This is a genomic window from Candidatus Poribacteria bacterium, from assembly GCA_026702755.1.
In the GTDB taxonomy this organism is placed as follows: Bacteria; Poribacteria; WGA-4E; order WGA-4E; family WGA-3G; genus WGA-3G.
Genome location: JAPPBX010000105.1, coordinates 1 through 23,689, shown reverse-complemented (window position 1 = coordinate 23,689; position 23,689 = coordinate 1). Strand labels below are relative to the sequence as shown.

The 23,689-nt window shown below is 46.7% G+C and carries 19 protein-coding genes; 11 read left to right on the top strand and 8 right to left on the bottom strand.

All coding sequences use genetic code 11. From position 1 onward, the window contains the following. The 6 genes from OXH39_21120 to OXH39_21095 form a co-directional block, all read right to left on the bottom strand. Nucleotides 1-1,106 (bottom strand): IS3 family transposase gene (locus tag OXH39_21120; protein MCY3552970.1). Its coding sequence is split into 2 segments (ribosomal slippage), with 1,107 coding nucleotides annotated over them: nt 1-851 and nt 851-1,106; the frame shifts between segments, so codons are not numbered across the junction. This gene is flagged as partial in the annotation. Between the two features lie 45 nt (nt 1,107-1,151). Next, complete coding sequence (locus tag OXH39_21115) at nt 1,152-1,799, bottom strand: hypothetical protein (GenBank protein ID MCY3552969.1); 648 nt, start codon at nt 1,797-1,799, stop codon at nt 1,152-1,154. 144 nt (nt 1,800-1,943) lie between these two features. Beyond that, a complete protein-coding gene (locus OXH39_21110; protein ID MCY3552968.1) occupies nt 1,944-2,627 on the bottom strand; it encodes an outer membrane beta-barrel protein in 684 nt (227 codons plus the stop codon). Between the two features lie 93 nt (nt 2,628-2,720). Continuing rightward, a complete protein-coding gene (locus tag OXH39_21105) occupies nt 2,721-3,497 on the bottom strand; it encodes a hypothetical protein (GenBank protein ID MCY3552967.1) in 777 nt (258 codons plus the stop codon). Nucleotides 3,498-3,769: 272 nt separating this feature from the next. Next, complete coding sequence (locus OXH39_21100) at nt 3,770-5,281, bottom strand: energy-coupling factor transporter ATPase (GenBank protein ID MCY3552966.1); 1,512 nt, start codon at nt 5,279-5,281, stop codon at nt 3,770-3,772. Nucleotides 5,282-5,288: 7 nt separating this feature from the next. Beyond that, nucleotides 5,289-7,271, bottom strand: a complete 1,983-nt coding sequence (locus OXH39_21095; GenBank protein MCY3552965.1) for a B12-binding domain-containing radical SAM protein — start codon at nt 7,269-7,271, stop codon at nt 5,289-5,291. A 364-nt stretch (nt 7,272-7,635) separates the two neighbouring features. Here OXH39_21095 and OXH39_21090 point away from each other — a divergent pair, with 364 nt between their 5' ends. From OXH39_21090 to OXH39_21040, 11 genes are all read left to right on the top strand, one after another. Then, complete coding sequence (locus OXH39_21090; GenBank protein ID MCY3552964.1) at nt 7,636-9,558, top strand: BamA/TamA family outer membrane protein; 1,923 nt, start codon at nt 7,636-7,638, stop codon at nt 9,556-9,558. Between the two features lie 157 nt (nt 9,559-9,715). Next, complete coding sequence (locus OXH39_21085) at nt 9,716-11,509, top strand: phosphoenolpyruvate carboxykinase (GTP) (GenBank protein ID MCY3552963.1); 1,794 nt, start codon at nt 9,716-9,718, stop codon at nt 11,507-11,509. Nucleotides 11,510-11,689: 180 nt separating this feature from the next. Continuing rightward, nucleotides 11,690-11,908: a hypothetical protein gene (locus tag OXH39_21080; GenBank protein MCY3552962.1), complete on the top strand. Its 219-nt coding sequence runs from the start codon at nt 11,690-11,692 to the stop codon at nt 11,906-11,908. Then, a complete protein-coding gene (locus OXH39_21075; protein MCY3552961.1) occupies nt 11,905-12,174 on the top strand; it encodes a hypothetical protein in 270 nt (89 codons plus the stop codon). Before OXH39_21080 ends, OXH39_21075 begins: the two co-directional genes overlap by 4 nt. A gap of 224 nt (nt 12,175-12,398) precedes the next feature. After that, on the top strand, nt 12,399-15,368 hold the full coding sequence (locus tag OXH39_21070; GenBank protein MCY3552960.1) for a dockerin type I domain-containing protein: 2,970 nt from the start codon (nt 12,399-12,401) through the stop codon (nt 15,366-15,368). 104 nt (nt 15,369-15,472) lie between these two features. Then, nucleotides 15,473-16,660 carry an acyl-CoA desaturase gene (locus OXH39_21065; GenBank protein ID MCY3552959.1) on the top strand — a complete coding sequence of 396 codons (1,188 nt, stop codon included), beginning with the start codon at nt 15,473-15,475 and terminating at the stop codon, nt 16,658-16,660. Between the two features lie 332 nt (nt 16,661-16,992). Beyond that, complete coding sequence (locus OXH39_21060; GenBank protein ID MCY3552958.1) at nt 16,993-17,919, top strand: phytanoyl-CoA dioxygenase family protein; 927 nt, start codon at nt 16,993-16,995, stop codon at nt 17,917-17,919. 8 nt (nt 17,920-17,927) lie between these two features. Then, nucleotides 17,928-18,221, top strand: a complete 294-nt coding sequence (locus OXH39_21055) for a hypothetical protein (protein MCY3552957.1) — start codon at nt 17,928-17,930, stop codon at nt 18,219-18,221. 53 nt (nt 18,222-18,274) lie between these two features. Continuing rightward, the gene (locus OXH39_21050; protein MCY3552956.1) at nt 18,275-19,405 is read left to right on the top strand and encodes an ABC transporter permease; all 1,131 of its coding nucleotides are present in this window, start codon (nt 18,275-18,277) and stop codon (nt 19,403-19,405) included. Next, entirely contained in the window at nt 19,406-20,080 is a 675-nt protein-coding gene (locus OXH39_21045; protein MCY3552955.1) for an ABC transporter ATP-binding protein, read from the top strand. It abuts the gene before it with no gap. Beyond that, nucleotides 20,077-21,507 (top strand): hypothetical protein, encoded by a 1,431-nt coding sequence (locus OXH39_21040; GenBank protein MCY3552954.1) that lies wholly within the window; start codon nt 20,077-20,079, stop codon nt 21,505-21,507. Before OXH39_21045 ends, OXH39_21040 begins: the two co-directional genes overlap by 4 nt. Before the next feature lie 105 nt (nt 21,508-21,612). Here OXH39_21040 and OXH39_21035 read toward each other — a convergent pair whose 3' ends face one another. Both OXH39_21035 and OXH39_21030 read right to left on the bottom strand, forming a co-directional pair. Next, complete coding sequence (locus tag OXH39_21035; GenBank protein ID MCY3552953.1) at nt 21,613-23,058, bottom strand: TlpA disulfide reductase family protein; 1,446 nt, start codon at nt 23,056-23,058, stop codon at nt 21,613-21,615. Between the two features lie 61 nt (nt 23,059-23,119). Further along, nucleotides 23,120-23,539: a TlpA disulfide reductase family protein gene (locus OXH39_21030; GenBank protein ID MCY3552952.1), complete on the bottom strand. Its 420-nt coding sequence runs from the start codon at nt 23,537-23,539 to the stop codon at nt 23,120-23,122. Between the last annotated feature and the right edge of the window lie 150 nt (nt 23,540-23,689).

Here is a 23,689-nt window from a genome sequence, read left to right as displayed (position 1 = left end):
AAATTCGAGAGGTGTCAAATACCCTAACGCCGAATGCGGGCGTTTCTGGTGATACACCTGTTGAATAAAATAATCGATACGTGATTCAACTTCTGAGATATTCTCATAGTCATTGAGGTGGATTTCTTCTTCCTTGAGCGTTCGGATGAGTCTTTCGGCATACCCGTTCTCCCAAGGACACCCTCTACGGGCTAAAGAGACCTCTATGCCATGACATATCAAGGTCTTGATGTAAGTATTAGACAGATACTGCACGCCTTGATCGGAATGATGGATCTCTGGGACGCTCTGACGCAGTGCCTGTTGTAGCGGTTTCAACGTCAGGGGTTGGTTCAGGTGCCGACTCACCTGCCACCCTCTTATCCTGCGAGTGAAAACATCCATGAGCACAGCGACATAGACGAAATGTCCTTTCAAACGGACGTAGGTAATATCACCGACCCAGACCTGATCGCATCGCGTGATGTCAAGGTTATCAATCTGATTGCTCCATTGCTGCTGACCGTCAAGCGATTGCGTCGTTCGGAAACCAGCACGTTTGACAGCGACTGTGAGATTATCTGCTTTCATCAATCGGGCAACACGTCGATAACCGACAGTGTATCCCATACGCACGAGCATCTCGGTGATACGCCTATACCCGTAGGTCGGATAACGTGAGGCTAACCGGTGTATCTCATCACGCAGGGAAACCTCATCAGACGGTTCACTTTTCGGTTGATAATAGAGAAGGCTTCGGTTGAAACCGAGCGCGTCGCAAATCTCCCGAACCGAATAATCGGTTTGGAGTGCCTCAACGAGGGTCCGTTTTTCAGACGCAGTTAGCTCAACAAGGTCGAGGCTTTTTTTTGAATGTCTAAAGCGACAGTCAACCGCCCAACGAGCTGTTCAAGGTGAGCAATGCGTTCCGCTGTCTCTTGTGATCCCTTGTCACGGGTTTCAAAGAGAGACGCAGCGTTTTCAACGAACTGATGCTTCCACTTGGAGAGTTGATCTTCACTGAGGTTATGTCGTCGACAGACTTCCGCTTGTGTGGTTTCACCACTGAGGGCTTCAAGCACAACTTTGGCTTTAAACTCAGCGGTGAATCTTCTTCGTTTGGCCATCGGATACTCCTTTCAAATAGATTGTCATTATAGCACAATCTTGGTTTAGGGGGTGGCCCTAATTTCCGATGGCAGTACAACACTTATCATTGATGAAATTTCAATCTCCAATCCTACGCTTCCCGCAAAACCAAAAAAGATTGGATTCTCCCTCACTTCTACAATTCCATCCTTAGCATCTAAGTTAGCCCAAGCACCTGAAGAAAATATACTGCAGAAAGGTTTTAGTGCCCACCCGAAGTCAGTCTCAAAGCGTTTTATCAGACCCCCTCCACCGGAAAGCCCAACACTACGCGCACTCGCAAGTGTCTCATTTGTAGAAGCATCAAGCGTCCGAGAAAATGTAGTGTGAATGCCCCCGGAGAAAAAATAATCTAAGCCTGTTCGTCCCAAGGGTCTAATATGAACCAACACAACACCACCTCCAAAGCTTGGAGGGATATGGGTAATTGAGCTATCGTACAAGTCTTCATCAATAAAACTGACCCCACTTGTAAGGGCAACCTTTGTCCGATTACTAATACCGTAGCCAAGATTCCCTCCTATCGAGCGAGAGTGTTGACCTCTACCAAGGCTAAGCCCAACAGCCATCTCGCCTGCCGGTAATTCGTATAAACCCGTTCGAGAATACGCGGTAACAGGGAACAAAACGAATAAGAAAACTATGTAAATCCATCTCTTTTTTAAATGCACTTTCATCCTCCTTTTAGAAAGCAGTTCTCCCTACAAATAGTCTCAAACCCAAGAACAAGTAATCTGTTATAACGCTTCTGCGATAGACTATGTTTACACTATATGACAGCGAACTGAACCTACTATATCAAACCTTAGAATTACTTATTGAAATTTCAACCCGATGCTAAAATCTCTGTGGAAATCCTTAAGAGAGATCTGGAAACCCCCAACAATGCTTATCATCGGTGCAATTTCAATCTCCAATCCTACACCTCCTGTGAAGTTAAAAAAGGTCGGATCGCCCCTCACTTCTACACTTCCATCCTTAGTGTCCAAGTTTGCCCCCGCCTCTGAAAAAACTATACCACAGAAAGGGTTTAGGCTCCACCCAAAGTCCGTCTCTAAGCGTTTTAGCAGCCCACCTCCACCGGAAAATCCAACACTACGCGCACTTGCAAGTATCTTATTTGTAGAAGCATCAAGCGTCCGAGAAAATGTAGTGTGAACGCCTCCGGACAAAAAATAATCTAAGCCTATTTGTCCTAAAGGCCTAATATGGATTACCTCCACCCCACTTCCGAGGGCTGGCGGAAGATGAATTCCTGAACTATCATACAAGTCTTCATTAGCAAAACTGAGACCCCCTGTGAGACCAACCTTTGTTCGATCACTAATACCGTAGCCAACACTTCCTCTCATCCCGCTCGAATTCTGACTTCTACCGAAACTAACAGCAATAGCCATCTCTCCTCTCAATAACCCGTATAAATCTGTCTGAGAATACGCCGTAACAGGACACAGAACGAATAAGAAGACTATGGAAATCCATCTTTCTTTTATCCGCATCTTTATTCCTCTTCTTCTTTAACCTATTTCGCGAGGTTAGGACACCTCGCTAGCCGGCAGAAAGTACTTACAGTTGGAACTCTCTGGATACCTTCAATGAAAATTTAACTCGAGGCTAACACCGCTATCGAAATCTTCAAAAGAGACTCGAAAAGCCCCTATCACACTTATCGCCGGTGACAATTCAACCTCCAATCCTACTGTAGCCCCAAAACCAGAATATATCCAATTAGGTTCCGTTTCTTCACGCGCCCCTTTAGTCCATACACGTGTCCAAGACCGTGAATAAGATACACCACAGAAGGAGTTTAGTACCCAACTAAGGTTAGTCGCTAAGTGAGTTGGCAGAATTGAGACAGCACGCGAAAACGGGTTTAGTACCCGACCAAAGTTAATCTCTGAGCGTTTTGAAATACCACCTCCACCGGTAAACCCATTAGTTCGGACACTGAGAAGTCTTTCATTTGTAGGATCGTCAAGCCTCCGAGAAATCCCACTGGAAAATCCTCTGTAAAAAACACCCGTTAAAAAATAATCTAAGCCTGTCTGTCCTAAGGAACCAACATGCACCGGTCTAACACCTATTGCGACGGGCGGCGGAACATCAAATTCTGAACCATAGTACCGGTCTTCATCAATAATGCCCATATTCGCTACGAGAGCAATCCTTGTCCGGCTACTAATACCATAACTAAGACTCCCTCTTATCCCAATGGCATCTTGACTTCTACTGAGATCAACTCCGGTAAAACCAAATCCGACAGCCATTCTTCCCTGTGGCAATTTGTATAAGCCCGTTTGAGCATACGCGGTAACAGGGAGTAACAGGGATAAGAAAACCACGCAAATCCACTTTTTATTTACTTGCATTCTCATACTCCTTTTACGGTGGATTCTACAATTAATAATACATCGTCAATCGGTACGCATGTAAAATGTCTCTACCTTTTGAGTCGATTCACCTACCACAATTCAAAGTAGTTGTCCTTCGATCAGGATATCCGACCCAAGAACACCTAATCTATTACAACGTTTCTGCAATAGATCGTGTTTACGCTAAATGACAATAAACAGAACCTATCAACGCAGTTAGAATGAAAACTTTCATCGCAGTTGAAAACTTATGAGTAAGAAAAAACCAATTATAGCGATGCTTGCTGTAGAAGTTCAGAATTAGCGAAAGCAGTATAGGGTGCGCCATCAAAAATCAATTCGCCATCCTGTAATAGGAGAACGCGGTGTGCGTATTTCAAGGTGAGTTCTGTGTCGTGCGTTGCGAAAATGAGGGTTTTATCCTCCCGCTGGATTTCATCGCAAAGCTCGTCCATCAACTGATGGAGATGCTGCGCATCCTGTCCCGTGGTGGGTTCATCGAGGAGGAACAGGTCAGGGTGTAATGAGAAAGTAGCAGCAACAGCAACCCGCTGACGCTGCCCACGCGATAACGAATAGGGTGCCTCTACGGCAAAATTATCCAAGTCAAACTGGGTGAGTGTCGTGTTGACTCGCTCTTCAAGAATCTGTGTAGAGAATTTAAAATTTTTTGGACCGAATGCCACCTCATCGCGAACAGTTTCCGCCTGCAACAGCAAATCGGGATTCTGAAAAACGATACCGACTTTACCTGCCAACTGATGGAGCTTCAGGCGACTGGACGACTTTCCATCAGTAATCACCTCGCCTGCTGATGAACGTAGCAAGCCAGCAATGAGATGAATCAAGGTTGTTTTACCAGAACCGTTCGCACCCATAATAGCGACGACTTCTCCACGAGACACCTCACAAGAAATCGAACGCACTGCATCCTCATTCATGTTCGGATAACGGAACTGGAGTTCTTGGATGCTAAGGAGAGAGGCTTGTGAGGCTGTGCTATTGCGTTTAAGAGGTGTTTCTACTGGCAGGTCATCGGTCTCTGGCAGCTGCACACCTAAACGCTGATATAGGGTAAGGTTCTGAAACGCCTCCGCTTTCGGTAAATCCAAGCAGAGTCGTCCTTCATCCATCAGCCATACACGGTCACACAGCGGGGCAACCTCTTTCGTTCGATGGGTTGCCAAGATAACCGTTATGCCCATCTCTCGATTGAGTCGCGCAACAATATCAAGAATGTCCCGCGTCCCCTTGGGATCAAGGTGACTCGTCGGCTCGTCTAAGAGCAAGACGTGCGGTTGCATCGCACAGACAGCAGCAAGCGCAACACGCTGTTTCTGACCACCGGAAAGCGATGCGATCTCCCGCGACGCGAAATCGGGCAGTCCCACCTGCTCTAAGGCGACAGCAATCCGCCTTTTAATTTCTTCGGCGGGAAAACCGAGATTTTCGAGCCCAAAAGCGATTTCATCTTCGACCAGTGTGCAAAAGAGTTGATCGTCGGGGTTTTGGAAGAGGAGGGCGACTTGTTGGCATGTGGTAGCGATCGGTTGTGCGGCGATGGCTTTACCGTCAAGACGAACCGACCCTGTGAGCGTTCCTGCCGAGGCATGTGGGATCAAACCGTTCAATGTCCGCAATAACGTAGACTTACCGCACCCTGTTGGACCCGTCAGTAGCACAAATGCTCCAGAAGGGACGTGGGTCGTAATATCTTGCAGTGTCGGCGTATCACGACTTGGATAGATAAAACCAAGGTTTTCTATCTCAATAGATGCCATGGTCCGATTAACTGAGCCCTTCAATCTGGACAGGAACAGAACCGAAGAGTTGCTCTAAATGTCGCTTGACGGAGTCCCGGAAAGCGTCAAAGGTTTCCTGGGCGTTCTGCTTGAAATCGTCGTGGAGTTGTTCGTGTTGGGCATGGACACGAGCTAAGAGATTATGAACATACGCTTGGAGTTCACCGAGTCTTTCAGTCTGTGCCTTTGCGAAAGTACTAACAGCCTCCTTGAAAGCATTGAGCTCGGCGTCCAAATATTCCTTGAACATGGATTTCTGGAAACCCTCAAGGGCACTGTGCGCAGCGTATCGAAAATCTTCGTGAATTGAATCGTATTCCTTTTTCACGCGTGTAAAGAGTTTACGCGAATAGTTCTGAATTTCATTCATCCGATCACCCTGTACCTGAGCGAATTGCGAAACCTCTTCCTTAAACGTATCCATTTCGTGATCTAAGAAATTCCTGAAATCCTCAACAGCGATAGTGTTACGCGTTGTCTTCTCCAAATGATAACCCATGACTGCCAACCGGACCGCTTCAGGGAACATCTTCGGATAGTCTTTGAGTGTCTTCACTAAAAACCGTGCGTACTCCAAACCCTGCCTGGAGAAAAGTTGTTTCTGGATCGAACGGATAAACGCGTGTAACTCCTCTTTCTGAATGGATCTCACATTGTGTGAAGTCTGAGGCATGTGCTCAAGCAGGGTTAAACACCGAGCGAAGTAGTTCTTGAGAGTAGGATCATAGAGCGTAGAAACAACCCGCCGGTACTCAGAAAGGAGTTCCTCGCGCGGCATTTCCGGTACGAAATTGAGGCTCATGTCGGTCTGATTTCCGCTGGACTCCCCAAGTAACCGATCTTCCTGTTTCAATCGGTGCCAGAGGTCGGTCTCCTTCAGAGCAGTCAGTAGACCTGCCATCGCCATTGGGATACCGGCTTCCTGAATAAACTTGATGTGTGAATCAAACTCGGTATCGCCATCAAGCCCGATAATAAATCCACCTGTGACTTCCATCCCTCGACTCTGTATTTTCCTGATAGCACGCAAGAGGTAACTTCCCGCCTCCTCTTCTTTGCTGGTGTTTTGTCCTTTAGAGGTGCTGAGGAGTGCTTCATCATTCGGACTCTCGATGCCGAGGAATACCATGTTAAACCCAGCGTCGCTCATTGCATCAAGCATTTCAGGGATTTCGACGAGGTTTACACTCGCTTCAGTAAAGAGTGAAAAGGGGAATTGTCGTTCTTCCTGCCACTCCTTGACAGCGGGTAGCAAGCGCATAGCGTCGCGTTTGTTACCGATAAAGTTATCGTCAACAACAAACATTGCGCCATCCCAACCGAGTTTATAGAGCATCTCAAACTCAGTGAGCATCTGCTCATTGCTTTTGGTACGCGGCACGCGCCCGAATAACTTCGTGATGTCGCAAAACTCGCAATTGAAAGGGCATCCGCGTGAAAACTGGAGTGCCATTGATCCGTAAGCATTAATATTAATAAGGTCGTAGCGGGGCGGGGGTGTCTGTGTGATATCCGGTTTCCGTTTCTCGCGATAGATTTCCTCCGCACAGCCGCTCTCAAAATCGGTTAAGAACTCTTCAAAGATCTCCTCAACCTCACCAAAGAGAAAATGGTCAATAGTGGCATCCGTTTCCTCTTTGATATTATCATAGTAGGAAGTCGGGTGCGGTCCGCCCGCGATGATAGGGACCGATGCTCGATTACAGCGTTCAGCAACTTCATAAAGCGAGTCCTTTTGAACAATCATTGTCGATGTCAGCACAACATCTGCCCACTGAAGATGCGCATCCGTCAGCGGCTCAATGTTCATATCAACGACTTTTAACGCATAATTATCAGGGAACATTCCAGCGATAGTCAATAGTCCAAGCGGGGGCATTGATGATCTTTTACCAAGAAATTCCAAGGCGTACTTAAAGCCCCAATAAGATGGCGGGAACTTCGGATAAACAAATAAAGCATTTGGCATAATATCCCTGTCTCCTTGCAGGCGTAACTTTAATGATTGTGGTACGTGTTGAAACCTTTATGAATAAGTTATAAATTTAACGCTTGCTTAATATAATACCATATTTGCAGAATTTTATCAAATTTTTTCTCGTTCACGAGGAACATATCGTTTAAGATCACCATTCAAACACTAATTTTATGGAACTCCTCTATCAGAAGCATATAGTGCCAATCCGCTGATCAGGGAGATTTAAGGGGTTAACGATCAAAGGTGTATAAATAATACAAAACTATTACCTACACGAACGGATCGTTTGCTTTTAACGCATCGCACATGTTAAAATACTTATTTGGTATAAATGTGAGTTTATCGGAGACAATAGATGCCTAACCCACGACTGCCAAGAATTATCCTATTTTTCATCTGCTTACTCCTCTGTTTGACGAGTCTCTCCCAAACAAGGTCCAATTCTGAAACCACAGAACAGGCCCCTGCCTCAGAAACGACATCACTCGATAACGAAGGAGCGGATAAGCCAGAGCAGCGTTATCGCATTCATCAACTCCGTTTCAACGGCAATGAACATTTAAACCAGAAAAAATTGATAAGTCTATTCGGATGGGTGGAAGAAAAAGCCTACACTCGTTTGGAAATTATAGAAAGTTTTGAACGCATCGTCACAGCATATCAGGAAGCAGGTTTTGTGTTCGCAGAAACGTCTTCTGAGGTTACGCCGATTTCAGGAATCAAACAACTCAATAACGAATCCCATGTATCCATCACAGTAGAAATTGTCGAAGGCAAACAGATCCGCACGGGTACACTCACACTCACAGGAAATCAACGCTTTTCGGAGAACGAAATTCGTGATGAACTCGGTTTAAAATGGGGAAAACTTTTTACACAGGTCGCGTTGGAACGTGGCATTGACCGCCTTCAAACTCTGTACAGCGAACACGGATATCCGAAAGTTGAGATTGCCCCTCAGGACTTCCAATTCTCACCGGAAACAGGCACCGTTGACTTCACGTTGAATATCAGCGAAGGATCGCAAGTTAAAATTGGCGAGGTTAAGGTTAGCGGACTCGAAAAAACGAAGACCAAGGTAGTCCTTCGGGAAATCCGAGTGAAACCTGATCAAAACTTCGACCAGCGCGATATTGATACAAGTTATCGCCGTTTGCGAAATTTAGGGTATTTCTATCAAGTCAATCCGAATGTATTGGAAGTCGGTGATACAGAAGACAGGATTAACTTCCATGCGCGGGTAACCGAAGCAAAGACAGGACAGTTGAGCGGTGTCATCGGATACGCACCGCCAGACTCAAATGCTGACGCTGCACCACAACTTACCGGTGTCTTTGAAGCCCGCGAAACCAACTTGCTCGGAACAGGGAGACAGTTTAACTTCTATTGGAAATCCGGGCTTCTTAAGATTTTGCGACTCGGTTATGCAGAACCGTGGATATTCGGTAAACCTTTAACAATCGGTGTAGAGTATGGACAACTCAAAGAGCAGCGTACAAATAGGGAACAACTTACCGCCGAAACAGTCTCCGAAGAGCAGTCGAGTAACTTAAGCGCAACGACGAACTTCGGACGCGTCTTTGAAGGAACTATGACATTAGGGTATAAACGGATTAACGTGCCAGATTCCGCCACTCTGCCTCCGACAACAGTTCTCCCGCTCGATATCCAGTCCCAGACATCACTCTTTCCCGAACCAAATCCTACTCCGTTAACCGAAACAGATGCATATAGTGGGACGAAGTATAGCCTCACACTCCGGCTGACACGGGATACCCGCGACTATTTTTTAAACCCAACACGTGGACGGCGTGACAGCATCGCTTTTGAAGTATCACGGAGCGATTTTCGGCTTCGGAAGGCGTGGCTCTCCCTGCAGCAATACTTTCCAACATGGCGGAAACAGACGATTGCCATTGAACTCCACGGTGCAGTGGCGTGGGGGGTCAACATTCCCCCAACCGAACTCTTTTATCTTGGCGGCGCGACTACGTTACGTGGGTATGATGAAGATTGGTTCTCTGGACCGCGGCGTGTATACGCGAACCTTGAATATCGATTCCTCGTCGGACCCGATTCACAAATTTTCATCTTCACAGATTTAGGTGCTGTTACTCTGATTGAAAAACCGTCTGTCCTTGACAAACTCCGAGTCGGCTACGGATTCGGGGCGCGACTTGAATCAAGAGGCGGTATCTTACGCATCAACTATGGTCTCGCCGCAGGAGATTCCCTGCTACGCGGGAAAATCCATGTTAACCTCGGCGCAGCGTTTTAGCTGTTTCCTTATAACTCCCCTGTCGGAGGGATTTCCGAATCCCGACTCTTAATCTACCACAAATCGCCCACCCTTTTAATTTGCCAAGTGACGAAATATGTTATAAAATATATAGGAGCAGTAAAAAACGTAATTTAACTAACAACTGGAGGTTTAAATGACCAAAAACAAGAAATTACAGGATTGGGTCGAAGAAGCGGCTGAACTTTGCCAACCCGATTCTATCTATTGGTGTGACGGTTCCCAGGAAGAAAACGATCGGTTGTGTGAAGAATTAGTTCAGAATGGAACTTTCTTCCGCTTGGACCCAGAAAAGCGTCCAGGCAGCTACGTCGCTCGTTCCAGTCCTGCGGATGTCGCACGCGTTGAAGACAGAACGTTCATTTGCTCAAAAACACCCCTTGAAGCAGGACCGACGAACAATTGGCACGACCCGGACGATATGAAGAAGACTCTCAAAGGACTCTTCAAAGGTTGTATGAAAGGCAGAACGATGTACGTTGTACCGTTCAGCATGGGTCCCCTCGGTTCACCTATCTCACATATCGGTGTTGAAATCAGCGATTCGCCTTACGTCGTTGTCAACATGCGGATCATGACACGCATGGGCAGTGCAGTGTTAGATATCTTAGGTGAAGACGGTGATTTCGTGCCGTGTCTACACTCCGTCGGAATGCCACTCGAACCCGGACAAGAAGATGTCCAGTGGCCCTGCAATCCGGATAATAAATACATCGTACATTTTCCCGAGGAACGCTCTATCTGGTCCTACGGTAGCGGCTACGGTGGGAACGCACTACTCGGTAAAAAATGCTATGCCCTCCGGATCGCCTCAATAATGGCAAAGAATGATGGATGGATGGCAGAACACATGCTCATTTTGGGATTAACGAGTCCCGAAGGTGAAAAAACCTATATTGCCGCAGCGTTCCCAAGTGCCTGTGGTAAAACGAACCTCGCGATGCTAACACCAACAATACCCGGTTGGGAAGCAGAAACCATCGGCGACGACATCGCATGGATGAAGTTCGGTGAAGACGGACGGCTCTACGCGATTAACCCAGAAGCAGGCTTCTTCGGTGTGGCACCCGGCACGTCAATGGACACCAATCCAAATGCAATGCACACGCTTGCCTCAAACTCGATCTTCACAAACGCCGCCCTCACAGAAGAAGGCGATGTCTGGTGGGAAGAGATGAGCGAAAACCCACCCGAAACAGCCACGAGTTGGCTCGGTGAAGAGTGGCATCCCGGTGACGAGAAAACAGCTGCACACCCAAATTCACGCTATACAACCCCAGCCGCACAATGTCCAATCATTGACCCGAACTGGGAGAACCCCAACGGTGTCCCAATCTCGGCGATTCTCTTCGGTGGACGACGTGCCAACACAGTCCCACTCGTATTTGAAGCCTTTGATTGGCAACACGGCACCTTTATCGGTTCCATCGCTTCCTCCGAACGCACGGCAGCCGCCGCAGGGACAGTGGGTGAACTCAGACGTGATCCGATGGCGATGCTCCCGTTTTGTGGTTATAACATGGGTGACTACTTCACACATTGGTTGGAAATGGGTGAAAATACCGATGCCAGCAAACTCCCGAAGATCTTCTACGTCAACTGGTTCCGTAAGGACGACGACGGCGGATGGCTCTGGCCCGGCTTCGGCGAAAACAGTCGTGTGTTGAAATGGATTGTGGAACGCGTTTCTGGAAAGAGTGAAGCGGTCAAAACCCCCATCGGTTATCTACCAGCATCTGGGGCAATTGACACCAGCGGATTGGATGTAACAGACGATCAGATGGAAGAACTCCTGAATGTGGATGTTGAAGAATGGCTCAACGAGATTGACTCCATTCGAGAACATTACGCACGCTTTGAGGAAACACTTCCCGAAGCGTTATCCGATGAATTAGCAGCATTAGAAACCCGTTTGCGTGAGAAGCAATAGAGTAGCGTAACACGTGTTGTAGAGCTGGACCACCCTATTTCAGCCCTACAACACGAATACGTTTGCTAAGCAGAGCAAAAGCAGCAAGCTCTTATCTATTTGCTGTTGTTGATACCATATCGCCGTCCAGCAGACAAACACGAAGAGTTGATAGCGGAATTCACAAAGGATGGAACAATTATGACACAGCTTCTTGAAAAAGCACTTGCTGAGGTTTATAAATTACCCCCAGAAAAACAGGACACTATTGCTGCTGTGATTCTTGAAGAACTCGAAGATGAACGGCTATGGGATAAGGCTTTTGCTGAATCACAAGATAAACTTGCCGAACTTGCGCGTAAAGTTCGTGCTGACATTAAAGCAGGACGTATCAGAAATATGGGAATTGACGAGTTGTGAACTCATATCTAACAGAGGATTTTCTTGAGTGTTTTCGACGGTTACCCCAGGAGATTAAGGAAAAAGCACGTAGGAATTATCATTTTTGGAAGCAAAATCCTAACCATCCAAGTTTGCAATTCAAGCGGGTACATACCAGAGAACCGATTTACGCAGTCCGAGTGGGAATTGGTTGGCGTGTTCTGGGTTTGCGAGAAGATGATACAATTTATTGGTTCTGGATCGGCCCACATGATGAATATGAAAAATTGTTAGATCAACTTTAATTTTCGATGAATTAGCAGCATTAGAAACCCGTTTGCGTGAGAAGCAATAGAGTAGCGTAACGCGTGTTGTAGAGATGGGCCATCCTACCTCAGCCCTACAACACGAATACGTTTGCTAAGCAGAAAGTCTCGAAGCTTTTGCGCGGATACTCCATGAATAGAAGCACACAGGGACAAAACAGGTATTGTCCGCTTTTTACATGATCTCGTGAAAAATGATAAAAATGACCAAATTCGCGTCAATTTTAATTATGCTCCTTGTAGGAGGGATTTGTAATCTCGATGTCCAAGGTGCTCCTTTTACCTACCACTGGGAGATAGATGAAACCCCGGAAGGCAGTGAAAGTGCGACAGTTGTTGAGCCTATCCAAGTGACGCTGCTGGATGAACCGATCCAAGTAGTATCACATAGCGCGTCTTTAGCATTAATGCGGAAGTATTCTGTGTATCTGGGTACTGAATGGGATCCGGGGCATGCCTATAGATTGCTCCAAACTTTTGAATCTATTTTGCCACAAGCGAACGACCCACGTTACCTTATTCACTATCTATCACCTTCTATATGGAAATTAAGCGACCGCCATATTCATGATGATATTGAGGTAGAATTTCAAGGTGCCCAAAAGATTGTCACTATCACTAAAACCTCATTTGAGTATGCGACACCACTCGTAGCGGAAATAGAAGGCATACGAGGTAGATATTTCTCCAAACGCCTCCATCACGCTGTGGTTCGATTTGTAACTGATAACGGTGCAAATAGATACACGCTTGAGAGGATATTGCAAGAACGCTACGCTGTCAGCATAAATATCCCAGACTATAGTGAACTCACGCGATACACTACAGGAGAACATGGGGGACGTTTTTCTACATTCAAAAACGAGGAACTCCTCGCGCTGATCTCAATGTTTGAGGAATTTCCACAAGGTATGCACAGAGTGTCAGGTTTAGAATATCTCGTTAGACGCTTAGATGGGACAGACCATCCAACGCATCCCAACGCGGACGCAGTTGCATGGACAGGTGCTGGCTACATTGAATTCATGGAATCTGTTTTTAAGGAAAAAGGATTAGATTCAATCCACCGTTTGATTCTCCATGAAAAGGCACATTTTTTATGGGAATATCTCTTTGATGAGCAGTTGAAACAGGATTGGATTGAACTTGGGGGCTGGTTTGAAAATCCCGACGATGCTGATGGCTGGTCAACGACCAAGCAGGTTGAATTTGTCTCTGATTATGCACACGGTGTAAATCCGAATGAGGATATGGCGGAAAGCATCAGCTACTACATCGTGAATCCCGACAAGTTACGCTCGCGCTCCCCCGCTAAATATGAATTTATCCAGAACAGAGTCATGCACGGTACGCGCTACATCTCAAAGATACGTGAAGATTTAACTTTTGAGGTTTATAACCTTTGGCCCGACTATGTATATCCGGGGCGGATTATACGGATGGACATCCAAGTTGCAGGTGATCCTGAAGAAGATAAATTCATAACAGTAGAAATTGAAATTCATGGAGAGAGTGACCTTGATGCCGCTTCCAAAGGATTTACTCGAGTTTGGAGTCAACAAGGCACCCGATTTGACATGTGGCTTTCCCCCATTGGAACTAATGGTCAACATATTCCTGCAGGGCACATCTTGCGTGGACAGGCAACGCTATCACGTTATGCAGCAAATGGCTATTGGAGACCTGATACAATTCGGATATATGATGCCCAAGGCAATGAGCGACATAATGGACAAACGGATTTTGGATGGCAACTCTATATTAACAATCCGCTTGCAGATACTGAAGCTCCACAATATATTCCGAATTCAATGCAACTCTCTTTATCAGATGCAACTACCGAAGAGGGGCGAACTTACCAAATTTTGACAGCCCGTTGGAAGTTTATTGAAAAAAATGGAATTAGCGGTGTCTATGCTGAGTTGTATGATGCGAATGCTGAAACCTACTCACGCCGTTTAACAGATTGGGGAGAATATAAGCAAGAAACCGGAGACGTGTGGGAAGCAACTACTAAACTTGAGGTGCCTGACTACTTTCCAAACAGCACCTACAAGATTACCCGCATTGTGATGAAAGATCTGGCTCAAAATAGGCGGAGGGTATACTTCACCGAGGGTGGAGACGATGAGTTGCCTGCCTCTATTGAAATTCAGACAGCCAACCCGGATACCCAGCCTCCTGTATTGGATGTAAATCGGATTGGTATTGAGGCAGAACCAACGCAACCGGCAGCCCCAAATGGTGAAACTCGAGTTGACATTACTTTTCGGATTAAGGATAACATCAGCGGACACAGAATTACATATATGAGTTTACGAAATCCCCAAGGTGTTATGCTTAGTTTTGATTATTACGATCCTGATTTCTACAAAATCTACTTCTCACGGGATCCAGCTGTCTATGAAACTTACCATAAGACGATTATCTTGCCAGTTGGAAGCCCACCAGGTATATGGGGGCTTGCTGGAATGACCATACAAGACAAAGCACAAAACATTTTGCGGGTAGATTTTACCGAAATTGTCCACTTTGAAGTGGTCGATGCTTCCATCTATACCCAATCGGATGTCAATCAAGACGGAACGGTTAACATTCAAGACCTTGTTTTAGTTGCAAATGCAATTGGGCATCCGGGCGCTGCAGCGGACGGCGAACTAAACACCGACATCAATGCCGATGGTACCGTCAATATCTTGGATTTAGTGCAAGTCGCCAACCATTTCGGAGAAGAATCGCCAGCAGCACCCAGTGCTAATGGTCCAACCGCCGAACAGATTCAAAGTTGGCTAACACAAGTAAGACAAGCTGACGATGGTAGCCACGCCTTCCGCCGGGCTATCGGTATGTTAGAAGCCCTCTTACATTCAATTCGTCCGGAAACAACTGTGCTGTTGCCGAACTATCCTAACCCGTTTAACCCAGAAACATGGATACCTTACCAACTCGCGAACGCAAGTGATGTTCAGATCACCATCTATGATACGAAAGGTATTGGAATTCGCACGTTAGCACTTGGACATCAATCAGCAGGCTACTACACAAGCAGAGATCATGCGGCGTATTGGAATGGCCGTAACGGTTTAGGAGAAAAAGTAGCAAGCGGAATTTATTTTTATCAATTACAAACAGATGAGATTTCACCCATTCGTAAAATGGTTATCCTGAAGTAACGCTCAGAGTTTCGCTTCCTAAGCACTGAAATCCAGTTGCCTCAAAACTAAGAATAACTTGATTTGACAAAACGCAACCGCTATCCATAGCAAGGAGAATATAATTGTCAACCGAACCAGGTCCTACAAGTCCAGCCGATGAGGCGGACATTATTCACCCTCGTGTTCTACCGTTTATAACTGTTCACCTCGTATGTCTCGCAATTTTCTGGGTAGATGTTCAACCAATCGACTGGATTATATGTGGCGCATTGTACGTTATCCGCATGTTCGGGATTACGGCGGGGTTTCATCGTTACTTTTCGCACCGTTCGTTCAAAACAAGTCGTGGCTTCCAATTTTTTCTGGCATTTCTGGGGCAGAGTTCAGCACAACGAGGCGTGCTATGGTGGGCAGCGAAACACCGTTATCATCATAAATACTCTGACACAGAACATGATGTCCACTCTCCTGTACAACACGGATTCTGGTATTCTCATGTGCTTTGGATTTTCTCCAAACGCGGGCGGATAACAGATTACAGATTAATTAAGGACTTCCAGAAATATCCAGAACTCGTTTGGCTTGATAAATGGGATAGAATACCGCCAGTCCTATTAGGTGTTCTCGTTTGGGCGATTGCAGGTTGGTCGGGACTCGTCGTAGGGTTCTTCGTGAGTACAGTACTCCTGTTTCACGGTACATTCACGATTAACTCACTTTCCCACGTGATAGGCAAACAACCGTATGTCACCGGCGATGATTCGCGTAACAACTGGCTACTGGCTATCATTACCTTGGGAGAAGGATGGCATAATAATCATCACCACTTTCCAAGTGCCACACCGCAAGGCTTTCGTTGGTGGCAAATTGATGTCACCTACTATATTCTGAAAATTTTGTCCATTTTTAGGATTGTTTGGGACCTTCGATTGCCCCCAGCACATGTAGTGGCGGGTAAACGTAAATTGTCGTTAGCTACCATCGAAAATACAGCGCAACAACTCGCTTCAAGTTTTTCGATTGAACAAATCGGCAACACGGTTTTGAAAGCGTGGGCACATACACCAAAGTTAGAAGAATTGCGTAACCGTGCTCGTATCAGTCAGGCAGAAGTTGAAGCATTTCTTAAAGAAATGAAAATTCTTGAACTGCCATCAATTGTAGATCTGAAACACCGGGCACAAAAAATGTTCGCCCATATTCCATCGTTAAATCCTATTGTTGAACGAGCAAATCAGATCCTCATTCAGGCAGTTTCCGTATGGTTAGTCCAGAACGATGTTTACGAAACAGCATTTGAGGTTTCGTAAGGTTTGACTCTATCAAGCTTACTTTAGTTCGTAGACAACTGCAATCTTGTTGCCCCAAATCCAATAGTTACGCTTTGGGTTTGGGGCATTTTATTATTAGCGTTTGACGCTTCTGGAAAAATATGGTATTCTTAATTGAGTATGCGTTCACCTTAAGTATTTCACCAGAACCCACAAAGGTTGATCGCATCTGCCCATTCTCGTGCTATTAGATACAAAATCTGCCCTATTACGTGCAGTTACTTCTGGGCATTTCACAAAGAACCCAACCAGTGTGGCATTGTCCAGACTGGCATAGGATTTGCTACAAAACCAAATGAAAGGAGTTTCCAATGCACACCGAACAAAAATATCGTGTTGCACCCCCCGGATTCACAACAGAACAGTGGAAGACGTTCAACGAAGACGGCATTATCTTCATTGAAGATGCGATCTCCGATGCAGATATCCAGACCTATATTGACGCGATAGATCGCGTCGCGGCGGCCAATCCGAAATATAAGCCTGGGGGCTACCTCGGTATGCAGAATATTGTCGAACGCGATTCCGTCTTCACAGGATTAATAGACCATGAACGGCATGTCGGTTTCGCGTATGACCTATTTGGGGAACTCCTTAAACTCCATATAAGCCAGTGTTTCCTGCGCCCACCCGGCGGTAAGCAGTACAATCAATGGCATCCGGACGGTGCACGTGCCCTCCCTTATGGTGTATTTTCGCCCAAACTACCGTTGCAAATCAAAGTCGGATATTGGTTGACCGATCTGCCAAGAGAGAAGATGGGCAATCTCGTCGTGTTGCCGGGAAGCCATCGTCAACAGTATATGGACGGCTATGATACACACGAAAGCATTCCAGGGGAGATGGTCGTCTGTCCGCGTAAAGGGACGATGACAGTAATGCATTCCAGCATCTGGCATCGTGTTGAACCGAACGAGAGTGAGGTTGTGCGCTACAACATTTTTGTCGCCTACTGCCCGTCATGGGTTACACCTGCTGACCGTTTTCATTCCACCCCTGAGTGGTTAGAAACCCTTAACCGCGAGCAACGTATTATCATGCGGAGTTATAGTAACGCGTATCACAACGCCAAACCGCCTGCGTCCGATTTCCCCCTCTTCCTCGAACGCGACACAGGCGTTGAAGCGGATGTGGATACATATAACGACCACGTACAATTGCACCGTCGTAAACGACAGACGATGCCCGAGCGACTTGCCCTTTTAGCGGAAAACAATCAAGACCAAACTGTTCGTTAGGGATTGCTTTGAAAAAATTTAATAAACTGCTGAGACTGATGTCACACGCATCCAGTCTAATGCTAATCATCGTAGAGTTTATATGTGGTGTCTGGGTTTGCCTGATTCCGATAGGATTTTTTATTTATTTCAATCTCACGGCTTGGCGGACTACAGACGCGACACTTCCCACTATAGAACGTCTCAATCAGACGTTCCACGCAACGTTTTGGGAAAATATTCTCGCGTTGGCATTAATAATCGCGGTGCGGAATTTCATGCACCGGGCAACCAAATATTCACGCGAAACCGAATCGGAATGATACATACAACTTGACCAGGGGAGTACCTGGATATCGCCTATCAGGAGCTGAAAATGAAGACCTTATTCCTCAAAGACATGCGCTATCGTCAAGCGAGAGTTGTGCTAACAGCACTCGGTATCACTGTGCTGATCTCGCTGATCCTACTGTTAGGCGGCATCATGAACGGTATGCGTATCCAAGCGCGACAATACGTCGAATCCACGGGTGCTGATGTCTGGATCTCTGCCGAAGGCTCCGGCGGCGCATTTATCGGGTTCTCCATGGTCGTTGAGGAATACATGGCATTCCTGAATTCAGGACCAGGTTTAGTCCCAGATTCCGCTGCACCCTTGGTTTTTGCGCAAGCGCGTCCCACCGTCCGCGGAAAATCCACCAAGGCAATCGTCGTCGGCTACAAGTTGGGGCAACTCGGTGGACCCAAGAGCACCGTTGAGGGTAGAATGTTCACGGGGAGTAATTTTGAAGACTATAGACCCGAGGACCCAGTCCCCTACGAGGTGGTCGTTGACGAGAAAATGGGACTGGAAATCGGAGAACAGATCACGCTTGGGAACGAAAAGGTGCGAGTTGTCGGAAAGGCGAAAAGCCTCATGTTTGTTTTGGATACACCGCTCCTCTTTATGGATGTCCGCATTGCCCAGAAACTCCTACTCGGTAACACGCCACATGTGAACATGATGATCGCCAAAGCAAACAAAAGCGAACAACCTGTACAGATCGCCGCCGATTTAGATGCCTTGGAAACCATTGAAGCGCGCACCTTACAACAGACGCTCAGGGACATCATTGCGTACTACGTTGACGAACCGATGAAGGCGGTGCAATTCCTGCGGGTGATGTTGTGGTTAGCGGCAGGTATTCTCATCGGGATGATTACTTATGTGACGATGCTGGAAAAGACACAAGAGATCGGAGTACTGAAGGCAATCGGAGGTTCAAACGGCTATGTGATGGGACTCCTGCTAAAACAGGTTGTTCTGATCTCCGCTGTTGGTGTGTTGCTTGGACTTATGCTGTCCTACGTTTTTGCGGCGGCGGCACCGATCTTTGTTTTGATTAATTTCGTCGAATCGATTATCGTTGCGTGTATCAGTTTTGTTGTTTGTTGCGGTAGCGGTTATCTGGCGGCACGCAAAGCGATCGCGGTAGATCCGATGATTGCATTCCGGGGAGAAATCTAAATGGCAGCGATAGTAGAAGGTACCGGTTTAACCAAACGTTTCGGCACAGGCGATGCAACCGTCGTCGCTATTGATTCCGTTGACATCACGATTGAAGAGAGCGAACTGGTGATGATCATGGGCAACAGTGGCTGCGGGAAGACGACACTCATCAGCCTCCTTGGCTGTATTCTAACGCCGGATGCCGGTCAAATCCGAATTGATGGCGAACCGATCGATCCCGAAGTGCAAGACATGAGTGTGATCCGCCGCGAGAAGATCGGATTTGTCTTCCAGTTGTTCCATCTGCTGCCCTATCTCACGGCACAAGAGAACGTCATGGTCGCCATGGATCTCGCCCGAAAAAATACCGCTGAAGCCGAGCACCGTGCAACCGAGCTGCTCACACAAGTCGGTTTAAGTGAACGGCTGCACCACCGTCCCGCCCAACTCTCAGGCGGCGAAAAACAACGCGTCTCCTTCGCGCGAGCACTCGCCAACCGCCCGAAAATCATCTTCGCCGATGAACCCACTGCCAATTTAGATAGCCGCCAAAGCGATAACCTGATGAAACTGATTCAAGAACTGCGCCAAGAACATCAAACCACTATCGCGATTGTGACGCACCATGAAGGCTTAAAAGAGAACGCTGATCGCGTCATCCAGATGAAAGACGGAAGGATTGTCGCTGCATGAACAGAAACAACGTCTTCACGCACTATTGGAGAGGCATCTTTGTCTCACTCATTGGAATCTTTATCTTTCCCCTAATCCCACCGACCTTTGCCCAAGATAATACGCAATCCACTACCATCGAAGAAGACCAAGCCTTAACTGAAGTCACACAACCGGATTTCCTAACAAACGGATTATACGGCGGAGGCTTGACTTTCATTGACGGTGATGCTTACATCCGACTTCAACTCCAACCCGATATACCGCTCGGAAAAATTGGCATCGGATTAGATTTGATTCTACTCTACAACCCTTACGCAGAGGGAGATGAACCTCAAATCCTCGCCGAGGATGGCGAAATGTGGGATAATCCAAGCACTTGGTTAAGACTCATCCGTTACGTCCGCTACGCGCACCCTTACGATCCCTTCCATTTTCGCTTCGGGGAATTGGATTACCTAACAATCGGACACGGCTCAATCATGTCCGGCTATTCCAACTACGACCGACGAGGGTTACGTCTGAACCTTAGAAACGCCGAAAACCGGTACGGCATTGAAACGATGATGAATGACATCGGTAATCCCACAATCTTCGGAGGACGCGCGTTCCTGCGTCCGTTTCAACGCCCTGAAAACAACAACCTCCTGACCCGGTTTGAATTCGGCGCAACCTATCTCACGGACATCAATCCGAATTTACAGGAAGAAGGAGAAAAACCGCTGAGCGCGGTCGGATTTGACGTAGGATTCCCAATTTTTGAGACAAGCACCTTCCGATTAGACCTCTATGATGACATTGTCCTACTCAATACGTTAGAAAACAGCGATGCAAGAACAGAAATCGCCCTTACAGAAGGAAGCAGCCTAACGACAGACCTCGCATGGGGAAACGCTGTCGGTCTCGGTTTTTCCTTTACTCAGACGCTCTTCAAAATAGAATACCGCATCTTTGGAGAAGGCTATATCCCGTCCGTGTTCGATTATACATACCACTCCGCGAAATCTTTATCCCCGGAACCCGACACGCCTCAATTCTTAGGCTTGGAGACGAACACAGAACCGAGACGCGGCTTTTTCACACAATTCATCTGGCATCCGCTGCCACAAATCCATTTCTTAGGCACGCTTGAGGATTACACCAATAGCGAACCCAAACTTTACATGGGAATTACAGAATCGGGATTCGTGCCACGTTTCTCTGTGCGCGCATTCTACACAAAACGCGATATCGGCGAGGGTGCCGAGACGAACTTCTTTGGGGACCTGTTCGATCTGGATGAAAAATCAGCATTCAGCGTGGAGATTCGCTACGAAGTCTTTCCGCCGGTTGTGTCGATTGTTACCCGTGAATACACGTTCCGCCGCGTTGAAATAGCGGAAGGCATTTCCCAATTTGAACCGATTCACAAAACCTCGTTTATGGTAGGTGTGAGTACGGATTTTTAGTGATACGAAAGAATCTGGCAGAGATATTAAGTCTGTAGGGGTAGGTCTTGTGCCTACCCCTACCTCGTAAGGGTGATATATCTATCCCCAACGATCAGAAACACATCAATCCGTTTCGACGGCTAACTGCTTAGCAACAAGTTTGTCGAGGCTGCGGTCTCTTACATTAACTGAAATAACCTTGCCTCTTCGATCGACGAGAAACATTCTCGGAATACTACGGACACCATACTGTTTTACCAAGGGACCCTCATACCGCTCGCCGTCAAAAATCTGTCGCCACGGCAACGGATTTTCCTTAATAAATTCGCGCAACACCGTCTCATCAACATCAAGACTTATTCCAATAATGTCAAAGCCTCTGTTATGATACTTCTCGTATACGTCTTTGAGAGTCGGTATCCTATCGGTATACCACGTTGCCCAGAAGTCAAGCAAAACAACTTTACCACGGTAGTTGGAGAGTGAAATCGGTTTGCCATCCAAATCAACAGTAGATGAGAAATCGGGCAGGACTTTACCCACCCATGCAAGTGGAGGATCGGCGTTCACCCGATATGCGTGTGCGAGTTCGGAGTTGCCTAACTTTTTGTGGAGATTAGCTAAGCCGTACCAAGCATTTCGGTCATCCGGATTCTGCTTTAACCGATCTTTAAGTACCAACTGGAACTTCTGAAAAACTGCTTGAACTTCTTCAGTATTCCCTAAGACCTCATGAATTTCAGCCAACATCCGTGTGTGAATCCATTCGTCAGGTGCCAGTTTTACCTGTTCTTCAAAAACGCGTTGAATCTTGCCGAGCACGGCAGTCCATCGTTCCCTTAGCGGGTGGTTGCCTTCAAGCCGCTGATAAAAATCGTTAGGCCTTGCGTTTACATACTCGTAATCATAACAAAATCGGTATACCCATTGTGACAAAGCAGGTTTTCCATTTTCCTGCACGTTCCTTTGAAAAGGAGATGTCTCAGTAGGGGTTTGATGTGCTTGATGTCGCTCAAAGAGTCTTTCGAGTGCGGTGACGGCTTTTTCGTGGAGATAATCAAAACCAGTCTTTTCAAAAGCCAAATAGCAGACTTCAACGTCGTTTGGCAGCAGTACCATTGCTTTCTCAACAACATCCCAGAAACCATCTTGTGGTATGTCCCACGCGGTTCCCGCAAGGACTATAGCCGCCAACTTTGCAGCTGCTCCATTGTCGGGGTTGCTTTCCAAGACCTGTTGGGCATGCTCATACAAGTCCTCACGCAACGCCTCAGGAAAACTCCCGACGAACTCGTACCAAACGAGATTCGGTGGGAGTGATGTTTCTCCATCAACAACGCCTGCATCAATTTTTGCCTTGAGGTAGATAGTTAATGCTTCCTGAAACTCAGGCACGCTTGCCCAATAAGTTTCCAACTTGCCCCTGTCGTTGTGGTGCAGATTCGAGAACACATCCCAGACATCTACGGAATCCTCTCCCTGCTCAGAAAATGCTTGATCCGGCAAGACCGGTGCTCCAAAATAAAACCCAATAACCAAAAGGGTTAAACATACACATCCCTTCTGCATCTGTTTATCCTCGCGTTCTCTTCATCCAAAACCGATAGCAATCGTTAGTGAATAGATAAATTTAGTCCACTTCACCTTCCAAGTGCTCAGCAACAAGCTTATCCAAAGTGCTACTTCGGACCCCAACCGAGATCACTTTGCCTTCTCGATCCAGCAGAAACATTCTCGGAATACTATGGATACCATACCGTTGTGCCAAGGGACCTTTAAGCCGCTTACCGTCAAAAATCTGTCGCCACGGTAACGGATTCTCCTCGATAAATTCGCGCAATACCACCTCGTCCACGTCAAGGCTTATTCCAATAACATCAAATCCTTTGTTATGATACTTCTCGTACACCGTTTTGATATTTGGTATTGCTGCAACACATGGCGGGCACCACGTCGCCCAAAAATCAAGCAAAACAACTTTGCCGCGATAATCCGCAAGTGAAATCGGTTTACCGTCCAAATCAACGGTAGATAAGAAGTCATGCAGCACCTTACCCTCCCATGCGAGAGTAGGATTTGCCCTGACCCGATATTCGCGGGCTAACTCAGGATTTCCAAACCTTTCATGGATACCGGCTAATACTTCTAGTAGTCTGTCACAATTATCTTGATAGTTGATCTAAAATCTGGTATCCTTAGG

Excerpts from the sequence above, each read along its gene's own strand:
- OXH39_21045 (MCY3552955.1), top strand. The coding sequence starts at position 19,406 with ATGGCAGCGATAGTAGAAGGTACCGGTTTAACCAAACGTTTCGGCACA.
- OXH39_21080 (MCY3552962.1), top strand. The coding sequence starts at position 11,690 with ATGACACAGCTTCTTGAAAAAGCACTTGCTGAGGTTTATAAATTACCC.
- OXH39_21105 (MCY3552967.1), bottom strand. The coding sequence starts at position 3,497 with ATGCAAGTAAATAAAAAGTGGATTTGCGTGGTTTTCTTATCCCTGTTA.
- OXH39_21050 (MCY3552956.1), top strand. The coding sequence starts at position 18,275 with ATGAAGACCTTATTCCTCAAAGACATGCGCTATCGTCAAGCGAGAGTT.
- OXH39_21035 (MCY3552953.1), bottom strand. The coding sequence starts at position 23,058 with ATGCAGAAGGGATGTGTATGTTTAACCCTTTTGGTTATTGGGTTTTAT.
- OXH39_21060 (MCY3552958.1), top strand. The coding sequence starts at position 16,993 with ATGCACACCGAACAAAAATATCGTGTTGCACCCCCCGGATTCACAACA.
- OXH39_21095 (MCY3552965.1), bottom strand. The coding sequence starts at position 7,271 with ATGCCAAATGCTTTATTTGTTTATCCGAAGTTCCCGCCATCTTATTGG.
- OXH39_21070 (MCY3552960.1), top strand. The coding sequence starts at position 12,399 with ATGACCAAATTCGCGTCAATTTTAATTATGCTCCTTGTAGGAGGGATT.
- OXH39_21100 (MCY3552966.1), bottom strand. The coding sequence starts at position 5,281 with ATGGCATCTATTGAGATAGAAAACCTTGGTTTTATCTATCCAAGTCGT.
- OXH39_21110 (MCY3552968.1), bottom strand. The coding sequence starts at position 2,627 with ATGCGGATAAAAGAAAGATGGATTTCCATAGTCTTCTTATTCGTTCTG.
- OXH39_21040 (MCY3552954.1), top strand. The coding sequence starts at position 20,077 with ATGAACAGAAACAACGTCTTCACGCACTATTGGAGAGGCATCTTTGTC.
- OXH39_21085 (MCY3552963.1), top strand. The coding sequence starts at position 9,716 with ATGACCAAAAACAAGAAATTACAGGATTGGGTCGAAGAAGCGGCTGAA.
- OXH39_21090 (MCY3552964.1), top strand. The coding sequence starts at position 7,636 with ATGCCTAACCCACGACTGCCAAGAATTATCCTATTTTTCATCTGCTTA.